We start from the raw sequence: 20,306 nt of genomic DNA on the forward strand, positions 1-20,306 counted from the left end.
TCCAGATTTGCTTGCGAACCGAGCCGGCACGCCCTGCCCAGTCAGCGCCTGCGCTGCGCCTGCCATGCCAGGGCTCAAGCCCTTGCATCGCCGCCGCGAGGTCACGGAACTGGCAGAACGCCCCGCAGCCGATGTGCACGAAACCTTGCCATGCACTCCTTGTGAAAGCGCACCGGATGGGCAGGTGGGATGCCGTTGACACACGACTCACGGGAGCGAGAAGCCACCGGAGCGTCTTCGGGCTTGATGCCCTCGACGCGCTGAATTCTGGAACCGCTCACTTCAGCGCGAACGCCGTCGCCATCGATCGCAACGGCGAAATCGACAAGGAGTTGGCGTTGTCGGCCCGCTGGAACATAGCGGCGCCTTTGAGCGCAACGAAGCAACTGCTTACACGTCGACACAGCGGCATACGACCGCGCGCGCGGGGCAGGACTTACCTCACGAAGCCAGGACCCATGAGCCCTTCATGCGTGAACAAGTCCGCAGCCTCAGCAGGCGCCATGGCTACGCCTGTTCGCCGCTCACGCGGCGGCCACGAAAGCGGGTCGAAAACGGTGCACAAGCCGTCTCGGCGTGCGGCGATGGGATCGGGCAGGCGGTGGGCTGCGCGGACGCAGTGAAGCCGACGAACCCGGACGGCCGAACGGCGGGGTTCGCGGTCTCTCCCCAACCGACCGGGCCGCAATCAACCGCGTTCAATGTGAAGAAAGAGGTAGCGCATCGTGCCTGTCGTAGGTTGGGGTGAGCCTGCGAACCCCAACGTTTGACCATCCGGGTTCGTTGGGGTTCACTGCGTTCACCCCAACCTACCCATGACGCCATGCGCTACCGCCGCGCCGACACGCCCGGCGCCACCTACTTCTTAACGTTGAACGCGGCTGACCGCCGGGGTCGCGTGCTGACGGATCACATCGACGCACTGCGAGACAGCATCCGCACCGTTCGCCGGTCGCGCCCGTTTGGCTTGGACGCGATCTGCGTGCTGCCCGACCATCTGCATCTGCTGATGACGCTGCCGCGCGAAGACGCCGACTTCGCCACGCGCATCATGCTCATCAAGCAAGGTTTCTCGCGGCGAATCCCGTCCGGCGAGCGCGTGAGCGCCAGCCGGGCCGCCAAGGGCGAGCGAGGGCTGTGGCAGCGTCGCTACTGGGAGCACCTGATCCGCGACGACGCTGACTTCGAGCGGCACGTGAATTACATCCACTTCAACCCGGTGAAGCATGGCTGGGTGGCCCGGGCAGCCGACTGGCCGCACTCCAGCATTCACAGCTTCATCCGAAACGGCGTGCTCGACGCCGCGTGGGCTGACGTCGAGTGCGTGGAGATCGAAGCAGGCGAGTGAGGCGTTGGGCGTGTCGGCGCGGCGGCAGCGCATGGCGTCATGGGTAGGTTGGGGTGAACGCAGTGAACCCCAACGAACCGGAACGGTCAAACGTTGGGGTTCGCGGAGTTCGCCCCGACAAACCGCAGCCGTCAAACGTTGGGGTTCGCAGGCTCACCCCAACCTACCGGGCTTGGCCAAATCCAGGCCGATCGTCGTAATCTCCATCTCGGACGCCCCTTCCACTCAGTGGTTGAACATTGCCCTTCCACTTTGGCACTTCGATGCCGTTCAAGGTGGGGACGTCCATCCCATTAACCTACCGGGCTGGCTCGCCGGCCAACGCCGGCAAGTCAACTCGTAGTCCAGCTATGGGATACGGAATTCAGGGGTAAGGTCACTCAAACGCCATCGTTCCTGATAACAGGGTCGCTGCTGGAATAGAGCTGCGTCACCTCACCCTGACTGGAGAAGATCAACAAAACACCCTGGGAAATGACCCGATTCACGGGCATGGCTACCGCCACCTGGTTGAAGGTTGAGGGCAGAAAGCTGGGGTCGATGACCGAGGTGTCGCAGCGGTCCGCCACGGCTCCCACGAGCAGCCAATGGTTGGGCGTGGCCACTTGCACGAAGATGGCTTCACCCGCCGTCACCGGGATGGACATCGGCGACTTGACCGGATCCGTGCAGGCGTAGTCGGTGAAGAAAGTGCAGCGTGCCCGCTGCGGGTCCAGGGGGTCCGGCTCGGCCTGGACGTAGAAGATATTGGTGGGTTCTGACATGAAGGATCTCCGGTTTCAGAGGGTGGGGGAAACGGGGCGCAGCCGGGATTGAGCGTCAAGCCATTGCTGCAGGTCCTGGGCCTCAATCGGCTGCTGCAGGCACAGATGCGTACGGGCGGCGACGCGGGTCACGCCGGCATGCACACGCAGCAGCGCCGGCAAGGGGCTCAGTTGAAGATCATCACGCAACGCCTCGCAACCCTTACGTCGCTGGACAGCGTCGTCGGTCAACTCCGTGGCCCGCAGCAAGGCTAGTTCTAGCAGGGCGTTGGCGGTTTCAAGGTCTTTGGGTGTCTTGGACCGATCAGCCCGCAACAACTCCAAGAGCCGTTCCACGGTGACCAGCGCGGTGGACTGATCTCCCGACTTGCGCAACGCACGTGCATGCAAGCCCACCAATTCGGCGCGCAACGGATGCAAACGCGCGGAAGGAGCGTGGCCAGCCTCCAACGCTGCCAGACGGTGCAGAAGAGCACCCGTCACGGCTGCTGGCGGCACTGGCCGGCTGCGCAGCAAAGTCACTTCGCTACGGATCAGACTAAAGGCCCATTTGCGATTCTTCGGGTCGACTTCTGTCAATGTACGAAAGGCTCGAACGGACTGCAATGCGAAAGGCTGGGCCTCGGCGAACCTCTCATCGCGTAGCAACACGTCGGCCAGCGCGCGAGCGCTGTCTCCCAACTCCTGCTGCCAAGCTTGATCCGCCGGATGACTCGCCAGCAGAGCCTGGGCATGTTCGAGAGCACGATGGAACACCTGCTCGGCCTGCGCGTATCGACCACGCTGCATAAGCGTTGAACCGAGCCAGCTCAGCGAAGCGGCCCATTCGGCGCGCAAGCTCGCATCCTCAGACCGAGGCTGCAGTACCCGCTCCATCTTGGCGGTAGCCTGCGTGAATCGATCCTCGGCTTCGGCCAATCGCCCTTGGTCCAACATCAGGATGCCAAGGTTGTTGTCCGCATAGGCCAGTTCGACCTGGGCATCCAGGTTGGTCGGTTCGGCGGCCAGCCATTGCTGGCTGGCTTCGCGGTAGCGGCCCAAAGCCTCCCCGGCCGGCCCAAACCGCCTCTGCGTGTACGCCACATGCCCCAGCCAGAAAGCCGCCTGCCCCTGTGCCTTGCGCCATGCGGCAAGCAGGTCAGGCGTGGGCGGGTCGCCCTGCAGTAGCGCATTGGCCGCCTCCAGCGGCTCGATGGCGGAGTCCAGCTCGCGCTTGGACACCCTCACCTCGCCAATCACCGTCAGCGCCTTGGCGCGCTGAAGCTTCTCCATCGGGCCGGCTTCCGCGCCTTCGGCGAGAAGGCTCAGCGCCTTGCTGCCCACGTTATCCAGCAGTTCCAACCGCCCAATCGGCCGCAGCTTGTCAGCGAACTCGCCCAGCATGTAGCTGAGCGCATCCTCGGCCTGCTTACGCCGGACTTGCGCCTGCTGCTCGGCCGCCTCAGCGCGCCGCGCCTGCAAGGCGCTCACCGCCGTGAGACTCACCAATGCCAGCACCGCCGCCGAGCCTGCCGCCACGGCCCAGCGGTGGCGGCGCACGAAGCGGCTCCACACATAGAGCCGGCTGTCCGGCCGCGCACTGATGGGCTCATGCGCCAACCAGCGCTGCAGGTCATCGGCAAACGCCTGCGCATTCGGGTAGCGCTCAGCCGGCGACTTCTTCAGCGCCTTGGCGACGATGGTGTCCAGGTCGCCGCGCAGCTCGCGGGCCTGGCCGGCGATGGCTTCGTCGTCGTGCGCCGCCGCCACGTCGGACAGGCGCTTGGGCACCAGTTCCACCACCGCCTTCAGGCGGTCGAGCTGGCTTTGCGTGTCGTCGGCCGTCGGGTGGCTGCCGCCCAGCAGCAGGTAGAGCAGCACGCCTAAAGCGTAGACGTCAGTGGCCGTGGTCACGTCGGTCTGCTGCACCTGCTCGGGCGCGGCGAAATGCGGCGTGAAGGCGCTGCCGGCGCGCTGCGTCAGCTCGGTGGCGGCGGCGCCCTGGCTGGCTTGCGTCGCATCGGCGAGCAGCTTGGCGATGCCGAAGTCCAGCAGCTTCACGTCGCCTTGCTCGGTGACGAGGATGTTGCTGGGCTTGAGGTCGCGGTGCAGGATGAGCCGCGCATGGGCGTGGGCCACGGCGGCCAGCACGCCCAGGAACAGCCGCACGCGGGCTTCGACACCGAGCTGGTGCGCCCGGCAGTAGGCGTCGATGGGCTGGCCGTCTACATACTCCAGCACGAGGTAGGGCTGGCTGGCCTGGCCGGTGTGGTGCAGCCCGGCGTCGAGCAGCCGGGCGATGTGCGGGTGGGACAGGCGCGCGAGGATTTCGCCCTCGCGGGCGAAGCGGCCGGTGTCGCCACTGCCCAGCACTCCGGCGGTCAGGAACTTGATGGCCACCTGGCCCTCGAAGCGGCCGTCGGCCCGGCGCGCCAGCCACACGGTGCCCATGCCGCCCTGGCCCAGCTGGCGCTCCAGCACGTAGGGGCCGATGGCCTGGCCGGCGAGGTCGGGCGGCGGCCCAGGCTCGTCGCCGGGCATGGCGGCCAGCGCGTCGTTCCACTGGGCGATGACGGGCTCGCTCATGAAGCCTTGCTGCTCCAGCCCGTCGGCGCGGGCCAGCAGGCGCTGGAGCTGGTCGGCGGTGTCGGCGTCCTGCGCCTGCAGCTCGGCCAGGCGGGCGGCGCGGGCGGGTGGGGCCAGGTCCAGCAGCTCGTCGAGCAGGGGGCTCAGGGACAGCCAGCGCTGTTTGTCCAGCGGGTCCATGTCAGGCCAGGCTCAGTGACAGGAACAGCCGCGCCTTCTGCCAGTCGCGCTGCACGGTGCGCTCGGTGACGCCCAGCGCACCGGCGATGTCCTGCTCGCGCAGGCCGGCGAAGTAGCGCATCTCGACGACCTGGGCCAGGCGCGGCTCCAGCTGCGCGAGTTCGTCCAGCGCCTCGTGCACGCGCAGCAGCTCGGTGTCGCCGCTGGGCAGTTGCTCGACCAGGGCGGTGTCCAGCGTCAGGTGTTGCTGCCCGCCACCGCGCCGTTCGGCCTGGCGGGCCCGCACCTGGTCGATGACGACCGAGCGCATCGCCTGCGCCGCGTAGGCCAGGAAGTGCCGGCGGTCGGGGAAGTCGGCGCCATCGGCTCCGGCCAGACGAAGCCAGGCCTCGTGAACCAGGGCGGTGGTGTCCAGCAGCGTGAGATGACCCGCCTGCCGCACGTGGCGGCGCGCCAGGCGTTGCAGGTCGCCATAAAGCTGGGCCACCACCTGGTCGGCGGCGGCGCGATCGCCCCGACGGGCCGACTGCAGCAGCTGCGTGATCTCGTTCACCGGCCGGACTCTAACGGCTGCGTGCGTCGGAATCGTGGCGCCGACGCGGCGGTATCGCACCTGCAACGAAATATTTCCGTGGCGATGACGGGATTTGCCCACCCGCCCCGTTCTGTTCGATGAGAACCCTGTGAAGCGCGATGGCAACGGCGCGCACGGCCCGACCGCCAGCAAGGGTTCTCCCTGTACCGACCCACATCACCACAACGTCATGCCTCAACCACAGATGATCGCCAGCGACGAACCGCCCGCCTCCTCCCGCAGTTGTGTCACGGCGCCGTTGCCGCGCGTCGATTCACTGGCCGCGCTGGGGCTGCGCGTGTCGCGCCTGTTCGCGCAATGCCGCCGCCAGAACGCGCAGCTGGCCATGCTGTGGGTGGCGGTGGACCTGCAGATGCGCCCCGGCGAGAGCATGGACGTCGACGCGCGCGACGAGCTGATCGATGCCGTCAGCCAGCGGCTGCGCCACCGCGTGCGCGGCGTGGACGAAGTGCTGCGCGTGGGCGAGCAGAGCTTCGCGGTGCTGCTGCCGTCGGCGGGCTCGCTGGAGTCGGACATCGTGGAGCAGCGGCTGCTGCAGGCCGTGCGCGGCAGCTACGGCATGGACGAGCGCGTCGTGCAATTGACCGTGCGGGTGGGCCGTTCGCTGTTCCCCGAGCACGGGCGCAACGGCGCGGAGCTGGCCGAGGTGGCGCGCCGCCTGGCGGAGTGACGGGTCGGCCCTCTCACAAGCCCGGGGGACGGGCGAAGCTCTAGCCCGGATATTTCGCGAAGCCGGCCCGCGCCGACCTGCAACACCGATGAACACGGCGATCTCGCCGTTCAACGTGATATCCACTTTGGCTTCACGGGCCTACGCGGGCTTGCGCGGCGCCAGGCTTGTCGGCTGCACCTCAACTCCTCGCCAATGCCTACGGGCATTGGCTGCGGCCGTCTCGGCGCATCCCCCGGCGCCTGGCATCCACGCAATTCCCGCGTACTTCGCGAGATATCCGGGCTAGGCTCAAACCTCCAGCCACTCCTTGCGAACGTGGGCGTTGGCGCGCAGTTCGGCCGGGCTGCCCTCGAAGACGATGCGGCCGTGCCCCATGACGTAGCAGCGCTCGGAGATGTCGAGCGCGATGGCCAGCTTCTGCTCCACCAGCAGCACGGCGATGCCGCGCGCCTTCAGCGCCTTCAGGTACTCGGCCACCAGCTCGACGATCTTGGGCGCCAGGCCCTCGGTGGGCTCGTCGATCATGATGAGGTCGGGGTCGCCCATCAGCGTGCGGCACAGCGTGAGCATCTGCTGCTCGCCGCCCGACAGCACGCCGGCCTCGGTGTGCTGGCGCTCCTTGAGGCGCGGGAACATGCGGTACATGTCGTCGAAGCTCCACCGGGGCTTCCTGGCCCCGGACTTCTCGCCCAGCATCAGGTTCTGGTGCACGGTGAGCCTGGGGAAGATGTCGCGGTTCTCGGGCACGTAGCCCAGCCCCAGGTGCGCGATCTCGTAGGCCTTGCGGCCCACCAGCTCCGCATCACCGAACGTCACGGAGCCGGTGGCGTCGACCTGCCCCATGATGGCCTTGACCATCGTGGAGCGGCCCGCGCCGTTGCGGCCCAGCAGGCTGACGATCTCGCCCGGGTTGACTGCCAAGCTCACGCCGTGCAGCACATGGCTCTTGCCGTAGAAGGCGTGCAGGTTGTCCAGCTTGAGTTGACGGCCGGTCATAGATGCCCCTCGCCTTGCGGGTACGCCAGGCGGTCCCCCGAGGGGACGTGCGCCGGCTTGGGAGCGGCCCTGCGCTCGGCGCTCATAGATGCCCCTCGCCTTGCGGGTACGCCAGGCGGTCCCCCGAGGGGACGTGCGCCGGCTTGGGAGCGGCCCTGCGCTCGGCGCTCATGGATGCCCCTCGCCTTGCGGGTACGCCAGGCGGTCCCCCGAGGGGGCGTGCGCCGGCTTGGGAGCGGCCCTGCGCTCGGCGCTCATGGATGCACCTCGGCGAGCACCGACCCGAGGTAGGCCTCCTGCACGCGCGCATTGGCGCGCACGGCGTCGGGCGTGTCGAAGGCGATGACCTCACCGTAGACGAGCACGGCGATCTTGTCGGCCAGGCCGAACACGACGCCCATGTCGTGCTCCACGGTCAGTAGTGTCTTGCCCACGGTCACCTCGCGGATGAGCTGGATGAAACGCAGGGTCTCGCTCTTGCTCATGCCGGCGGTGGGTTCGTCCAGCAGGATGACGCTGGCGCCGCCGGCGATGGTGATGCCGATCTCCAGCGCGCGCGCCTCGGCGTAGGTGAGGTTCATGGCCAGTACGTCGCGGCGGCGGTCGAGGCGGATCATCTTCAGCACCTGCTCGGCGCGGTCGTTGGCGTCGCCCAGGTTGCCGAGGAACTTCCAGAACGCATAGCGGTGGCCCAGGCTCCACAGCACGGCGCAGCGCAGGTTCTCGAACACGCTCAGACGCGTGAACAGGTTGGAGACCTGGAAACTGCGCGACAGACCCAGGCGGTTGACCTCGAAGGGCTTGCGGCCGTCGATGCGCCCGCCGTGCAGCAGGATCTCGCCGGACGTTGGCGCAAAGCGCCCGCTGATGAGGTTGAACAGCGTGCTCTTGCCCGCGCCGTTGGGACCGATGATGGCCACGCGCTCGCCCGGCTGCACGGCCAGGTTGGCGCCGCGGATGATCTCGCTCTTGCCGAAGCGCTTGCGCACGTCGCGCAGTTCGAGCGCACAGGACGTCGGCCTCATCCAGCGCCCCCTTGAACACGCCGCGTGGCTGCCACACGAACAGCAAGCCCAGTGACCACCGTGGCACTGGCGTCGCCAGGCCACCGGTGGTGCATCCCGGAGAGGGCGGCCGTCAGGCCGTAGGGGGTGGTCACAGACTTTCCCTCCGCTTGATGAGCTTCTCGATCTCTTCCTGGATCTCGCCCCACTGCTGCACGTACTGGCGGCGCGCCAGCTCGAACAGCCCCGCACCCACGGCCACCAAGAGGCCGGCGCCGAACCAGGCGTCGGCGCCGCCGGCGTTCAACGTGGCGCCCAGGAAGCGCAGCTGCGGGCCCAGCGCCTCGTTGAGCTGGCGGTGGTAGACCATCTCGATCATGGCGGCCGCGCCGGCCAGCGCCGTCAGCGCGGCGCCGCCCAGCGCGAGGTAGGACACCCAGATGCGCCCCAGCTTGCCGTAGGCGGCCACGCGCAGGTTCATCAGCAGCAGGCTGGCCACGCCGCCCGGCGCGTACATCACCATGAACAGGAAGATCAGCCCCAGGTACAGCAGCCAGGCCTGCGTGAGTTCCGACAACAGCACGCCGCACAACACCATCAGCACCGCCCCGATGACCGGGCCGAAGAAGAAGGTCGCGCCGCCCAGGAAGGTGAACAGCAGGTAGGCGCCCGAGCGCGTGGCGTGCAGCACCTCACCGTTGACGATCTCGGTGTTGATGGCGCTCAAGCCCCCCGCGATGCCGGCGAAGAAGCCCGAGATCGTGAACGCGAGGAAGCGCACCCAGTGCGTGTCGTAGCCGATGAACTCGACGCGCTCGGGGTTGTCGCGCACAGCGTTGAGCATGCGGCCCAGCGGCGTGCGCGTCAGCGCGAACATGGCCGCCGTGCAGACGAAGCAATAGGCGGCGACGAGGTAGTAGACCTGGATCTGCGGCCCGAACGTGATGCCCAGCACCGGCGCGCCGACGACGCGGTTGCTGGACACGCCGCCCTCCCCGCCCGAGAACTCGGGCAGCATCAGCGCCAGCGCGAAGACGAGTTCGCCGATGCCCAGCGTGATCATTGCGAACGGCGTGCCGGCCTTCTTGGTGGACACATAACCCAGCAGCGCCGCGGCCACCATGCCGGCCAGGCCGCCCACCAGCGGCACCAGGCTCACTGGGAGGCCCAGCGTGCCGGCGCCCACCTTGTTCAGCGCATGGATGGCCAGGAAGGCCCCGAGCCCGCTGTAGACGGCGTGGCCGAAGCTCAGCATGCCGCCCTGCCCCAGCAGGATGTTGTAGGCCAGGCAGGCAATGATGCCGATGCCCATCTGCGTGAGCAGCGTCTGCGCGAGGCCGCTGGTCCACAGGCGCGGGGCGACCAGCAGCACCAGCGCGAAGGCGCCCCAGACGAACCAGCGCCCGACGCTGTAGGGCTTGAAGTGGAATTCCTTCGTCGCGGCCATCAGTCCTCCCGCCGGGCCGCCCCAAGGGAGGACAGCGCCCCCTCGGGGGGCAGTGAACGAAGTGAGCGTGGGGGCGCCATGACTTCAGTCTTCTCTCGTCCCGAGCAAGCCCTTGGGCCGGAAGATCAGCATCAGCACCATCAGCAGATAGGGCAGGATCTGCGCCACGTCTTTCAGCGCCAGGCGCAGCACCGGGTAGCCGGGGGTGTCGGGGGAGACGGTGACGCCCAGCGACGCCAGCGCCGAGGCCAGCGACGCGTCGACGGTCAGCGGCAGCGTCTGCAGCAGGCCGATGACCAGCGACGCGATGAAGGCACCGGCCAGCGAGCCGACGCCGCCCACCACCACCACGACGAAGATGATGGAGCCGACGATGGCGGCCATGTGGGGCTCGGTGACGAAGGTGATGCCGCCGATGACGCCGGCCAGCGCCGCGAGCGCACAGCCGCTGCCGAACACCAGCATCAACACGCGAGGCACGTTGTGGCCCAGCGCCTCGACCATCTCCGGATGCGTCAGCGAGGCCTGGATGACCAGACCCACGCGCGTTCGCGTGAGCAGCAGCCACAGCGCCAGCAGCATCAGCAGTGCCACGGCCATCATGAAGGCGCGCGTGAGCGGAAAGGTGGAGCACTGTGCTGCATCGCACAGCGCCAGCGCCGCCCTGCCCAGCACGACGGAGAAGCCTTGCGCGGGCGACGAGACGATGGTGAACGCCGAGCCCTGAAGCGCAGGCGGCGGCGTGAACGGCACGGCCGTGCGGCCCCACACCAGCTGCACCAGCTCCAGCACGACATAGGACAGGCCGAAGGTGATCAGCAGCTCCGGCACATGGCCGAACTTGTGCACGCGCCGCAATGCGAAGCGCTCGAAGCCCGCACCCAGCAGCCCCACGCCCAGCGGCGCCAGCAGCAGCGCCGACCAGAAGCCCACCACGCCCACCAGCGAGTAGGCGATGTAGGCGCCCAGCATGTAGAAGCTCGCATGCGCGAAGTTCAGCACGCCCATCATGCTGAAGATCAGCGTCAGCCCGGCGCTGAGCATGAACAGCAGCAGGCCGGACGACAGGCCGTTCAGCAGGTTGATGAAGACTTGATCCAAGACCGCCCTTTCAAAGACCGCGCTCCCGGCTGAGCCGGATTGCGTCGCGAGCAAGCCAAGGTTGGGTCGAAGCGCACAGCCGTACACCCGTACGGCGAGCACTGCAGGCCCAAGATCGGCTTGCGCAGCAGCAAGACGGCTTAGCCGGGCCGCTTCATTTGGCAGGACGTCGGCGTCGACGCCACATAGCTGTCGAACTGCTTCACCGGCGCCAGCGTCATGCCGGTCTTCTCGGGGCTGTAGGGGTACTTGGCATCGGCCTTCTGCCAGACCGAGACGAACAGCGGCTGCTGCAGCTGGTGGTCGCTCTTGCGCATCGTCACCTCGCCGTTGAAGCTCTTGACGGTGAGCCCTTCGAGCGCGGCCGCCACCTTGACCGGGTCGGTGGACTTGGCGTTGGCCATGGCCTGGCTCAGCAGCGTGTAGATGTGCTGGATGCTGAGCGTGTACATGTCGTCGTTGAACTTCTTGTTGTACTCCTCGACGTTCTTCTGCGCCTCGCCACCCATGTTGTAGTGGTTGTAGGCCACTTGGAACACGCGGCCCGCGCCGCCCTGCCCCAGCGCCGTGGGCGTGCCGGTCACGCCGGTGTAGTAGGTGAAGAACTTGGCCGTCAGGCCGGCCTCGTTGGCGGCCTTGACGAGCAGGGCCAGGTCGGAGCCCCAGTTGCCGGTGATGACGCTGTCAGCACCGCTGGCCTTGATCTTGGCGACGTAGGGGGCGAAGTCGCGCACCTGCGCGAGCTGATGAAAGTCCTCGCCGACGATCTGGATGTCCGGCCGCTTGCGCGCCAGCGTCTCCCGGGCGTATTTGGCGACCTGCTGGCCGTGGGCGTAGGCCTGGTTGAGCAGGTAGACCTTCTTGACGTCCGGCTGGTCCTTGATGAAGGACGACAGCGCCTCCATCTTCATCGAGGTGTCGGCGTCGAAGCGGAAGTGCCAGTAGCTGCACTTGCTGTTGGTGAGGTCGGGGTCTACCGCCGAGTAGTTGAGGTAGACGATCTCCTTGCCCGGGTTGCGCTCGTTGTGCTTGGCCACCGCGTCGGTCAGCGCCAGGGCCACGCTGGAGCCGTTGCCCTGCATGACGTAGCGGATGCCCTGGTCGGCCGCGGCCTTCAGCAGGTTCAGCGTCTCGGCGGGGCTGAGCTTGTTGTCGAAGGTGACGAGCTCGAACTTCACGCCGGCCGGGTTGCTCTTGTTGAACTTCTCGCCGAGGAACTGGAAGGTCTTGACCTGGTTCTGGCCCACGGGGCCCATCAGGCCCGACAGCGCGTCGATGTAGGCCAGCTTGACCGTCTCGCCCTTCTGGGCGTGCGCGGTGCCGGCCGCCAGCGCGAGGACGGCCGCAGCACCCGAAGCGCGCACGCGGAAGCGGAACGAAGTGAAATCGAACATGCTTGTCTCCTGGGGTAAGGGCCTGTGGCCTCTGGTTTGACGGAACGGCGATTCAGGTGGTGGGCAGCTTGTGGCTGACGAACTGTTCGCGCAGCTTGAGCTTTTGCAGCTTGCCGGTGGCCGTGTGCGGCAGCTCGGCGACGAAGACGACGTCATCGGGCACCTGCCACTTGGCGATGCGCCCTTCATAGAAGGCCAGCAACTCCTCGCGCGTGACGGTGGCGTCGGGCTTCTTCACGACGACCAGCAGCGGCCGTTCGTCCCACTTGGGGTGCCGGGCCGCGATGACGGCGGCCTCGTGCACGCCGGGGTGGGCCATCGCGATGTTCTCGAGGTCGATGGACGAGATCCATTCGCCGCCCGACTTGATGACGTCCTTGCTGCGATCGGTGATCTGCATGAAACCGTCGGCGTCGATGGTGGCCACGTCGCCGGTGGGGAACCAGCCTGGCTCGCCGTCCACGCTGACCAGCGGCGACGCGTCGTTGCGGAAGTACTGGCTGATGACCCAGTGCCCGCGCACGACCAGGTTGCCCGAGGCCTGCCCGTCCCAGGGCAGCGAGCGGCCATCGTCGTCGATGATGGCCATGTCCACGCCGTAGATGACGCGCCCCTGCTTCTCCAGCAGCCGCTGCTGCTCGGCGGCGGGCAGGTCGAGCTGGCGTGTGGTCAGCTTGGACAGCGTGCCCAGCGGCGACATCTCGGTCATGCCCCAGGCGTGGATGACCTCCAGGCCGTAGTCCTGCTGCAGCGAAGCCATCATGGCCGGCGGGCAGGCCGCGCCGCCGATGACGGTGCGCTTGAAGGTGGAGAACTTCAGCCCGTTGGCCTTGACGTGGTTCAGCAGCCCCAGCCACACGGTGGGCACGCCGGCGCTGAAGCTCACCTTCTCGCCCTCGAACAGCTCGTACAGGCTGCGGCCGTCCAGGTGCGGGCCGGGGAACACCAGCTTGCAGCCCACCAGCGCGGCGCTGTAGGGCAGGCCCCAGGCGTTGACGTGGAACATCGGCACGACGGGCAGCACGACGTCGCGGCTGGAGCAGGCCATCGCGTCGGGCAGCGCCGCCGCATAGGCGTGCAGCAGCGTGGAGCGGTGGCTGTAGACGGCGCCCTTGGGGTTGCCCGTGGTGCCCGACGTGTAGCAGATGCTGGACGCAGTGTTCTCGTCGAACGTGGGCCAGGTGTAGTCGCCGTCTTCCGCCGCCAGCAGCTCGTCGAAGCACAGCAGGCCGGGGATGGCCGTGGCCGCCGGCATGTGGGCGCGCGACGTCATCAGCACGAAGTGCTGCACGCTCTTGAGCAGCGGCGCGACCTTCTCGACCAGCGGCAGGAAGGTCGCGTCGAAACAGAGCACGCGGTCCTCGGCGTCGTTGGCGATCCAGACGATCTGCTCTGGGAACAGGCGCGGGTTGATGGTGTGGCACACCAGGCCCGAGCCCGACGTGCCGTAGTAGATCTCGAGGTGGCGATGGCCGTTCCAGGCCAGCGTGCCGACCCGGTCGCCGGGCTGGCAGCCCAAGCGCGCGAAGGCCTGCGCGGCCTGGCGTGAACGGCGCGCCACCTCGCGCCAGTTGCTGCGGTGCAGGTCGCCCTCGACCCGCTTGCTGACGATCTCGGTATCGCCCGAATGCCGCTCGGCGTGCTTGAGCAACGACGAGATCAGCAAGGGCTCCGACATCATCCGGCCCATCAATGTCATGGTTGTCTCCTGCCGGTTTTCTTGTCCACCGCCCCGGCCCGGGGGCAGGCGGGTGGCGGCCAGTCTAGCCCGCGGCCTTGCGCACGGGCCGTCACACCCGCGACCTTCCCACCCCGGGGAAACACCCAAGCCAGCGAGGCCTTGGAGGCTCTCACTAAACTGCGGCGATGACACTGCTGGACGGCCTCACCTGGACCAACCGCTTCGCGGACTTGGGGCCGGACTTCTTCACCGAACTGCCGGCGCAAGGCCTGCCCGACCCGCACTGGGTGGCGCGCAGCCCCGGTTGCGCCGCACTGCTGGGCTGGCCCGCCGACTGGGCCGAGCACGCTGAGGCGCTGGCCGCCTTTTCCGGCAACGCCACCTGGCCCGGCATGCGCCCGCTGGCCAGCGTCTACAGCGGCCACCAGTTCGGCGTGTGGGCCGGCCAGCTGGGCGACGGCCGCGCGCTGTGGCTGGGCGAGGTGAGCACGCCCGGCGGCCTGCAGGAGCTGCAGCTCAAGGGCGGCGGGCTGACACCTTATTCGCGCCGCGGCGACGGCCGCGCGGTGCTGCGCTCGTCCATCCGCGAGTTCCTGTGCTCCGAGGCGATGGCCGCCTTGGGCGTGCCCACGACGCGGGCGCTGTGCATCACGGGCTCGCAGCTGCCGGTGCGGCGCGAGACGGTCGAGACCGCCGCCATCGTCACGCGCGTGGCGCCGAGCTTCGTGCGCTTCGGGCATTTCGAGCACTTCGCCCACCACCAGCAGCACGGCGCGCTGCGCTGCCTGTTCGACTGGTTCGTCGCCCACCACGCGCCCGAGTGCGCCGACGCGGACGAGCCGCCCGTGGCGCTGCTGCAGCGCGTGTCGCTGCAGACGGCCGACCTCCTCGCGCACTGGCAGGCCATCGGCTTCTGCCACGGCGTCATGAACACCGACAACATGTCCATGCTGGGCCTGACGCTGGACTACGGCCCGTTCGGCTTCATGGACGCCTTCGACCCCGGCCACATCTGCAACCACAGCGACGACCGCGGCCGCTACGCCTACGCTCGCCAGCCGGCCGTGGCGTTCTGGAACCTGCATGCGCTGGCCCAGGCGCTGATGCCGCTGATGCCCATCGCGACCGACCAGGAAGCCGAGGCCTCCGGCGAGCGGCTCATCGCCGCCGTCGAGTCCTTCCGCGAGCGCTTCGCCAGCCAGATGCTGGGCCATATGCGCGCCAAGCTGGGCCTGGCCGGCGAGGCGCCCGGCGACCAGGCGCTGGCCGACGACCTGCTGAAGATGATGGCCGCCTCCGGCGCCGACTACACCATCACCTTCCGCCGCCTGTCACGTGCGCTGAGCGAGCCGCAGGCGCTGCGCGACCAGTTCATCGACCGCGCCGCGCTGGACGCCTGGCTGCCGCGCTGGCGCGAGCGCACCGCGCCCGACGCCGAGGCGCGCATGCTGGCGGCCAACCCGGCCGTGGTGCTGCGCAACCACCTCGCCGAGGGCGCCATCCGCGCCGCCAGCCAGGGCGACTTCAGCGAAATCGAGCGGTTGCTGAAAGTTCTGAGCCGCCCGTTCGACGAACCCGAGAACCCCGCCGATGCGGCCCTGCCGCCCGACTGGGCCCAGTCCCTCGAAGTCTCCTGTTCATCATGAGCCACGACAGCAACAAGCCCTACCCCGTCCAGAAGACCGACGCCGAATGGCGTGAGCAGCTGGACCCCATGCAATACCAGGTCGCCCGCCACGCGGCGACGGAGCGCGCCTTCACCGGCAAGTACTGGGACCACTTCAAGGACGGCCACTACAACTGCATCGGCTGCGGCACGCCGCTGTTCGAGTCCGGCACCAAGTTCGACGCCGGCTGCGGCTGGCCCAGCTACTGGGCGCCGGTGAACAGCGAAGTCATCGAACGCGTCGTCGACCGCAGCCACGGCATGGTCCGCGTGGAGGTGCGCTGCAACCACTGCGGCTCCCACCTGGGCCACGTCTTCCCCGACGGCCCCGGGCCCAGCGGCGAGCGCTACTGCATCAACTCGGCGGCCATCGACTTCGTCAAGGACAATGGCTGAACTCGGCCACTGACCGCCGGCGTGGCGCAAGCAGCGCTGCCCTCGACTGATTCCCCATGAAGCTCCTGTTCGATTTCCTGCCGCTGATCCTGTTCTTCGGCACCTATCAATACGCCAAGGGCCACGCGGCCTGGGCGGCCGCGTTCACGACCGAGCACTTCGGCTTCATGGTGTCGGGCGGCGTCGTCGGTGTCGACGAAGGCCCGGTGATGCTGGCGACGCTGGTGGTCATGTTCGCCACGCTGGCGCAGGTGGGCATCCTGAAGCTGCTGCGCAGGAAGGTCGACCTGATGCTGTGGATCAGCCTGTTCCTGGTGGTCACGCTCGGCACCCTGACCGTGTGGTTCCACAACAAGACCTTCATCATGTGGAAGCCCACCGGCGTCTACTGGGCCATGGCGCTGATGTTCTGGGGTTCCCAGGCCTTCTTCGGCAAGAACCTCATCCAGACCATGCTGGGCAGCGAGCTGACGCTGCCGGCCTCGGTGTGGGCCACGCTGAACCGGGCTTGGATCGTCTTCTTCGGCTGCATGGGCGTTGTCAACCTGGTGGTGGCCTACAACTTCTCCGAGTCCACGTGGGTCAGCTTCAAGGCCTACGGCTCCACAGCGCTGCTCGTGCTGTTCACGCTGGGCCAGGGTGTGTATATGAGCAAGCACGTCCCGCCGGAACCCAAGGAAGGAGAGCGCCAGCCATGAGCCTCGCCGCCGAAATCGAGGCCCGGCTGCGCGCCGACCTGACGCCGCTGTCGATCAGCATCCGCGACGACAGCGCCGACCACGCCGGCCATGCCGGCGCCCGCGAAGGCGGCCACTTTCATGTGTCTGTCGTGTCCGATCGTTTTACGGATCTGCAACGATTAGCCCGTCATCGCCTCGTTTATCATTCTTTGTCCGACCTGATGCAGCGCGGGATCCACGCGCTGGCCATCGACGCCCGAGCTCCGGGCGAGCCTTGATCAGGTCGGGCGTGATCGAACCGCGCGCCCCGACACGGGCGCGATTTTTTTAGCCTGATCCACCCACCCCCCAATCCATGAAGAAGTTTGCGCTCGCCGCCGTCGTCGCGGCCACCATCACGGCCCTGCTGCCGGCTGCCGCAACTGCGCAGAACATCACCACGGTGAACGGCAAGCCCGTGCCCAAGGCACGTGTCGAGACGCTGGTTCAGCAGGTCATCAAGGGCGGCCAGCAGCAACGCTCGCCCGAGCTGGAAGCCCAGGTCAAGGACGAAGTCGTCCGCCGCGAGATCTTCATCCAGGCCGCCGAAGCCAAGGGCATTCCGCAGACGGCCGAGTACAAGACGCAGATCGAGCTCGCGCGCCAGATGCTGCTGATCCGCGGCCTGATGGAAGAGTTCCGCACCAAGAACCCCGTCAGCGACGCCGACGCGCAAGCCGAGTACGACAAGTTCAAGGCCGCCAACACCGGCAATGAATACCGTGCCCGCCACATCCTGGTCGAGAAGGAAGAAGACGCCAAGGCGCTGATCGCCCAGATCAAGGCCGGCGGCAACTTCGAGGAACTGGCCAAGAAGAACTCCAAGGACACCGGCTCTGCACAGAACGGCGGCGACCTGGACTTCGCCAACCCGAACAACTTCGTGCCCGAGTTCAGCAAGGCCATGACCGCGCTGCAAAAGGGCGAAATGACCCAAGAGCCGGTGAAGAGCCAGTTCGGCTACCACATCATCAAGCTGGAAGATGTGCGCCCCGCCAGCTTCCCGGCCTTCGACGACGTCAAGGCCCAGATCAAGCAGCGTATCGAGCAGCAGAAGGTTGCCGAGTACCAGCAAAGCCTGATCGAGAAGGCCAAGACCGACTACAAGTTCAGCAAGTAAGCGCCTCACGGCTGCCCTGCTGTTCACAAGACCCGCTCCGGCGGGTCTTTTGCCATCTGGACCCGAGAACACCATGTCCGACGCCCTCAGCACCCGCCTCGTCCACGCCGCCGGTGGCGACCGCCAGTTCGGCGGCGTCCATGTGCCCATCCATGCCTCGGTCCAGTACTCCTACGAGAACGTCGACGACCTCATCGCCGTGTTCCAGGGCAAGGCCAAGGGCAGCTTCAACTACGCACGCCAGGGCACGCCGACGACGGCGGCGCTGGAAGCCGTCATCACCGAGCTCGAAGGCGGTGTCGGCACCATCAGCTTCTCCACCGGCATGGCGGCACTCAGCGCGCTGTTCCTGACGCTGCTCAAGGCCGGTGACCATCTCGTCACGAGCTCACGCGTCTTCGGCAACACCAACAGCTTCTTCCAGACGCTGGAAGGCCTGGGCGTGGCCATCAGCCGCGTCGACGCGAGCGACGCTGCCCAGGTGCGCGCCGCGCTGCGTCCCGAGACGCGCATCGTCTTCGTCGAGACGATTGCCAACCCCAGCACACGCATCCCCGATCTCGAAGGCATCGGCGCGCTGTGCCGCGAGCGCGGGCTGCTGTACGTGGTGGACAACACCGTCACGTCGCCCGTGCTGTGCCAGCCCAAGCGCTTCGGTGCGGGCCTCGTCATGAACTCGCTGACCAAGACGCTGGCCGGCCACGGCGAGGTGCTGGGCGGCGCCGTCACCGACACCGGCGCGTTCGACTGGTCGACCTATCCCAACATCTTTCCCGCCTACCGCCAGGGCGACGCGCGCGGCTGGGGCCTGCAGCAGATCCGCAAGAAGGGCTTGCGCGACATGGGCGCCACGCTGTCCAGCGAGGCCGCGCACCGGGTGCTGATCGGCATGGAGACGCTGGCGCTGCGGCTGCGGCACAGCAGCGCCACGGCGCTGGCCCTGGCCCGCCACCTGGCCGCCCACCCCGCCGTCGAGCGCGTGCATTACCCGCTGCTGGAGACGCACCCCGAGCACGCCCGTGCGCGCGACTGGTTCGGCAGCGGTTCGTGGATGATGAGCTTCGAGCTGCGCGACACCGAGCGCCTCGTCGAGGTCATCAACCGGCTGCGCCTGCCGCTCAAGGCCACAGGCCTGGCCGACACGCGCACGCTGATCATCCCGGTGGCACCGACCATCTTCTGGGAGATGGGCCGCGACGCGCGGGCCGCCATGGGCATCGCCGAGGGGCTGGTGCGTCTGTCGGTCGGCCTGGAAGCCGCCGAAGACCTGATCGCGGACTTCGACCAGGCCCTGGCGGCCTGACCGCTCAGGCCGCGCGTCGGCCGGTCTTCAGGCGGCCAGCCGGCCGGCCTCGATGCGCAACTGGCGCTCGCAGCGCGCCGCGATCTCGCGGTCGTGCGTGACCAGCACCAGCGTCGTGCCGGCCTCGCGGTTCAGCTCGAACATCAATTCCATCACCGCCGCGCCGGTCGCGAAGTCCAGGCTGCCGGTGGGCTCGTCGGCCAGCAGCAGCGCCGGCCGCTGCACGAAGGCGCGCGCCAGCGCCACGCGCTGCTGCTCACCGCCCGACAGCACGCGCGGGTAGTGCGACAGCCGCGCCCCGAGACCCACGCGCGCGAGCATGGCCGCGGCCTGATCGCGCGCGTCGCCGGCACCGCGCAACTCCAGCGGCAGCATGACGTTCTCCAGCGCCGTCAGGTTGGGCAGCAGCTGAAAGCTCTGGAACACGAAGCCCAGCTCGCGTGCGCGCACGGCGGCGCGCTCGTCCTCGTCGAGCGTGAACAGATCCTGCCCGCGCAACTTGACGGTGCCGCCACTGGGCACATCCAGGCCCGCGAGGATGGCCAGCAGCGTGCTCTTGCCCGACCCCGACGCGCCGACGATGGCCACCGACTCCCGCGCGGCCAGCTCGAAACTGATGTCATGCAGAATCGTCAGCTCCCCGGTCGCGTCGCGCACGCGTTTGGTGATCTGATCAACTTGGACAAGGGTTTCGTGCATGTCGGGACTGCGGCGGCGTTGGATGGTGGCGCACTTTAGCCTGGGGGTGCTGACCAGCTGGACGTCAGGGTTGGCGGCGGCGGCAACGCCCGCCAACGAGGCACCGGTGGTGCTGGTGGTCGGCGACAGCCTGTCGGCCGAATACGGCCTGAAGGCCGGCGATGGCTGGGTGGCGCTGCTGCAGGCACGGCTGGCCACGCAGAAGAAGCCCTACCGCGTCGTGAACGCCAGCATCAGCGGCGACACGACCTCGGGCGGCCGCAGCCGCTTGCCCGCCGCACTGCGCACGCACAAGCCGGCCATCGTCGTGCTGGAGCTGGGCGGCAACGACGCGCTGCGCGGCCTGCCACTCACCAGCACGCGCGAAAACCTGCTGGCCATGGCCCGCGCCGCGCAGCAGGCCGGCGCCAAGGTGGTGGTCGTGGGCATGCAGGTGCCGCCCAACTACGGCGCCAGCTACGCGCGCGATTTCGAGGGCCTGTTCACCGACGTGGCCAAGCAGGCCAAGACCGCCCTCGTGCCCTTCCTGCTCAAAGGCGTTGTCGACCGCGCGGATGCGATGGACTGGTTCCAGCCCGATCGCATCCACCCGCTGGCCAAGGCGCATCCGCAGATGTTGGACAACGTCTGGCCGGCACTGAAGCCGCTGCTCTAG

19 protein-coding genes are annotated in these 20,306 nt (G+C 67.9%); 9 read left to right on the forward strand and 10 right to left on the reverse strand.

Annotated elements, in window-relative coordinates; genetic code table 11:
• Window positions 1-823 precede the first annotated feature (823 nt).
• Entirely contained in the window at window positions 824-1,348 is a 525-nt protein-coding gene (locus ACG00X_RS16425) for an REP-associated tyrosine transposase (protein ID WP_394489358.1), read from the forward strand.
• 380 nt (window positions 1,349-1,728) lie between these two features.
• Here the strand turns inward: ACG00X_RS16425 and ACG00X_RS16430 are convergent, their stop codons facing one another.
• Genes ACG00X_RS16430 through ACG00X_RS16440 form a run of 3 tightly spaced genes read right to left on the reverse strand, consistent with a single transcriptional unit; the run spans window position 1,729 to window position 5,410 of the window.
• Entirely contained in the window at window positions 1,729-2,112 is a 384-nt protein-coding gene (locus ACG00X_RS16430) for a hypothetical protein (RefSeq protein WP_394489360.1), read from the reverse strand.
• 15 nt (window positions 2,113-2,127) lie between these two features.
• Window positions 2,128-4,857 (reverse strand): protein kinase domain-containing protein, encoded by a 2,730-nt coding sequence (locus ACG00X_RS16435; RefSeq protein ID WP_394489362.1) that lies wholly within the window; start codon window positions 4,855-4,857, stop codon window positions 2,128-2,130.
• 1 nt (window position 4,858) lies between these two features.
• Window positions 4,859-5,410: an ECF-type sigma factor gene (locus ACG00X_RS16440; protein WP_394489364.1), complete on the reverse strand. Its 552-nt coding sequence runs from the start codon at window positions 5,408-5,410 to the stop codon at window positions 4,859-4,861.
• A 211-nt stretch (window positions 5,411-5,621) separates the two neighbouring features.
• Here ACG00X_RS16440 and ACG00X_RS16445 point away from each other — a divergent pair, with 211 nt between their 5' ends.
• Complete coding sequence (locus tag ACG00X_RS16445; RefSeq protein ID WP_394489366.1) at window positions 5,622-6,122, forward strand: diguanylate cyclase; 501 nt, start codon at window positions 5,622-5,624, stop codon at window positions 6,120-6,122.
• 291 nt (window positions 6,123-6,413) lie between these two features.
• On the opposite strand, the gene ACG00X_RS16450 is transcribed toward ACG00X_RS16445, so the two are convergent.
• From ACG00X_RS16450 to ACG00X_RS16475, 6 genes are all read right to left on the reverse strand, one after another.
• Window positions 6,414-7,121 (reverse strand): ABC transporter ATP-binding protein, encoded by a 708-nt coding sequence (locus ACG00X_RS16450; protein ID WP_394489368.1) that lies wholly within the window; start codon window positions 7,119-7,121, stop codon window positions 6,414-6,416.
• A 254-nt stretch (window positions 7,122-7,375) separates the two neighbouring features.
• A complete protein-coding gene (locus tag ACG00X_RS16455) occupies window positions 7,376-8,146 on the reverse strand; it encodes an ABC transporter ATP-binding protein (protein WP_394489370.1) in 771 nt (256 codons plus the stop codon).
• A gap of 130 nt (window positions 8,147-8,276) precedes the next feature.
• Window positions 8,277-9,572: a branched-chain amino acid ABC transporter permease gene (locus ACG00X_RS16460; protein WP_394489372.1), complete on the reverse strand. Its 1,296-nt coding sequence runs from the start codon at window positions 9,570-9,572 to the stop codon at window positions 8,277-8,279.
• A gap of 84 nt (window positions 9,573-9,656) precedes the next feature.
• Entirely contained in the window at window positions 9,657-10,616 is a 960-nt protein-coding gene (locus tag ACG00X_RS16465; RefSeq protein WP_394489443.1) for a branched-chain amino acid ABC transporter permease, read from the reverse strand.
• A 197-nt stretch (window positions 10,617-10,813) separates the two neighbouring features.
• Window positions 10,814-12,067, reverse strand: coding sequence for a branched-chain amino acid ABC transporter substrate-binding protein (locus ACG00X_RS16470; protein ID WP_394489374.1), 1,254 nt, complete (start codon window positions 12,065-12,067; stop codon window positions 10,814-10,816).
• Window positions 12,068-12,119: 52 nt separating this feature from the next.
• The gene (locus ACG00X_RS16475) at window positions 12,120-13,766 is read right to left on the reverse strand and encodes a 3-(methylthio)propionyl-CoA ligase (RefSeq protein ID WP_394489376.1); all 1,647 of its coding nucleotides are present in this window, start codon (window positions 13,764-13,766) and stop codon (window positions 12,120-12,122) included.
• 167 nt (window positions 13,767-13,933) lie between these two features.
• Here ACG00X_RS16475 and ACG00X_RS16480 point away from each other — a divergent pair, with 167 nt between their 5' ends.
• From ACG00X_RS16480 to ACG00X_RS16505, 6 genes are all read left to right on the forward strand, one after another.
• On the forward strand, window positions 13,934-15,394 hold the full coding sequence (locus ACG00X_RS16480) for a protein adenylyltransferase SelO (RefSeq protein WP_394489378.1): 1,461 nt from the start codon (window positions 13,934-13,936) through the stop codon (window positions 15,392-15,394).
• Complete coding sequence (gene msrB, locus ACG00X_RS16485) at window positions 15,391-15,810, forward strand: peptide-methionine (R)-S-oxide reductase MsrB (RefSeq protein WP_394489380.1); 420 nt, start codon at window positions 15,391-15,393, stop codon at window positions 15,808-15,810. Before ACG00X_RS16480 ends, msrB begins: the two co-directional genes overlap by 4 nt.
• A gap of 56 nt (window positions 15,811-15,866) precedes the next feature.
• Window positions 15,867-16,508 (forward strand): septation protein A, encoded by a 642-nt coding sequence (locus ACG00X_RS16490; protein ID WP_394489382.1) that lies wholly within the window; start codon window positions 15,867-15,869, stop codon window positions 16,506-16,508.
• The gene (locus ACG00X_RS16495) at window positions 16,505-16,768 is read left to right on the forward strand and encodes a BolA family protein (protein ID WP_394489384.1); all 264 of its coding nucleotides are present in this window, start codon (window positions 16,505-16,507) and stop codon (window positions 16,766-16,768) included. Before ACG00X_RS16490 ends, ACG00X_RS16495 begins: the two co-directional genes overlap by 4 nt.
• 77 nt (window positions 16,769-16,845) lie before the next feature.
• On the forward strand, window positions 16,846-17,649 hold the full coding sequence (locus ACG00X_RS16500) for a peptidylprolyl isomerase (RefSeq protein WP_394489386.1): 804 nt from the start codon (window positions 16,846-16,848) through the stop codon (window positions 17,647-17,649).
• 73 nt (window positions 17,650-17,722) lie between these two features.
• Window positions 17,723-18,952 (forward strand): cystathionine gamma-synthase family protein, encoded by a 1,230-nt coding sequence (locus ACG00X_RS16505; protein ID WP_394489388.1) that lies wholly within the window; start codon window positions 17,723-17,725, stop codon window positions 18,950-18,952.
• Window positions 18,953-18,979: 27 nt separating this feature from the next.
• Here the strand turns inward: ACG00X_RS16505 and ACG00X_RS16510 are convergent, their stop codons facing one another.
• Window positions 18,980-19,651: an ABC transporter ATP-binding protein gene (locus tag ACG00X_RS16510; RefSeq protein ID WP_394489390.1), complete on the reverse strand. Its 672-nt coding sequence runs from the start codon at window positions 19,649-19,651 to the stop codon at window positions 18,980-18,982.
• Between the two features lie 22 nt (window positions 19,652-19,673).
• Here ACG00X_RS16510 and ACG00X_RS16515 point away from each other — a divergent pair, with 22 nt between their 5' ends.
• On the forward strand, window positions 19,674-20,306 hold the full coding sequence (locus ACG00X_RS16515; protein ID WP_394489392.1) for an arylesterase: 633 nt from the start codon (window positions 19,674-19,676) through the stop codon (window positions 20,304-20,306).

It is taken from the genome of Pelomonas nitida (genome assembly GCF_043555975.1).
GTDB lineage: Bacteria > Pseudomonadota > Gammaproteobacteria > Burkholderiales > Burkholderiaceae_C > Pelomonas > Pelomonas nitida.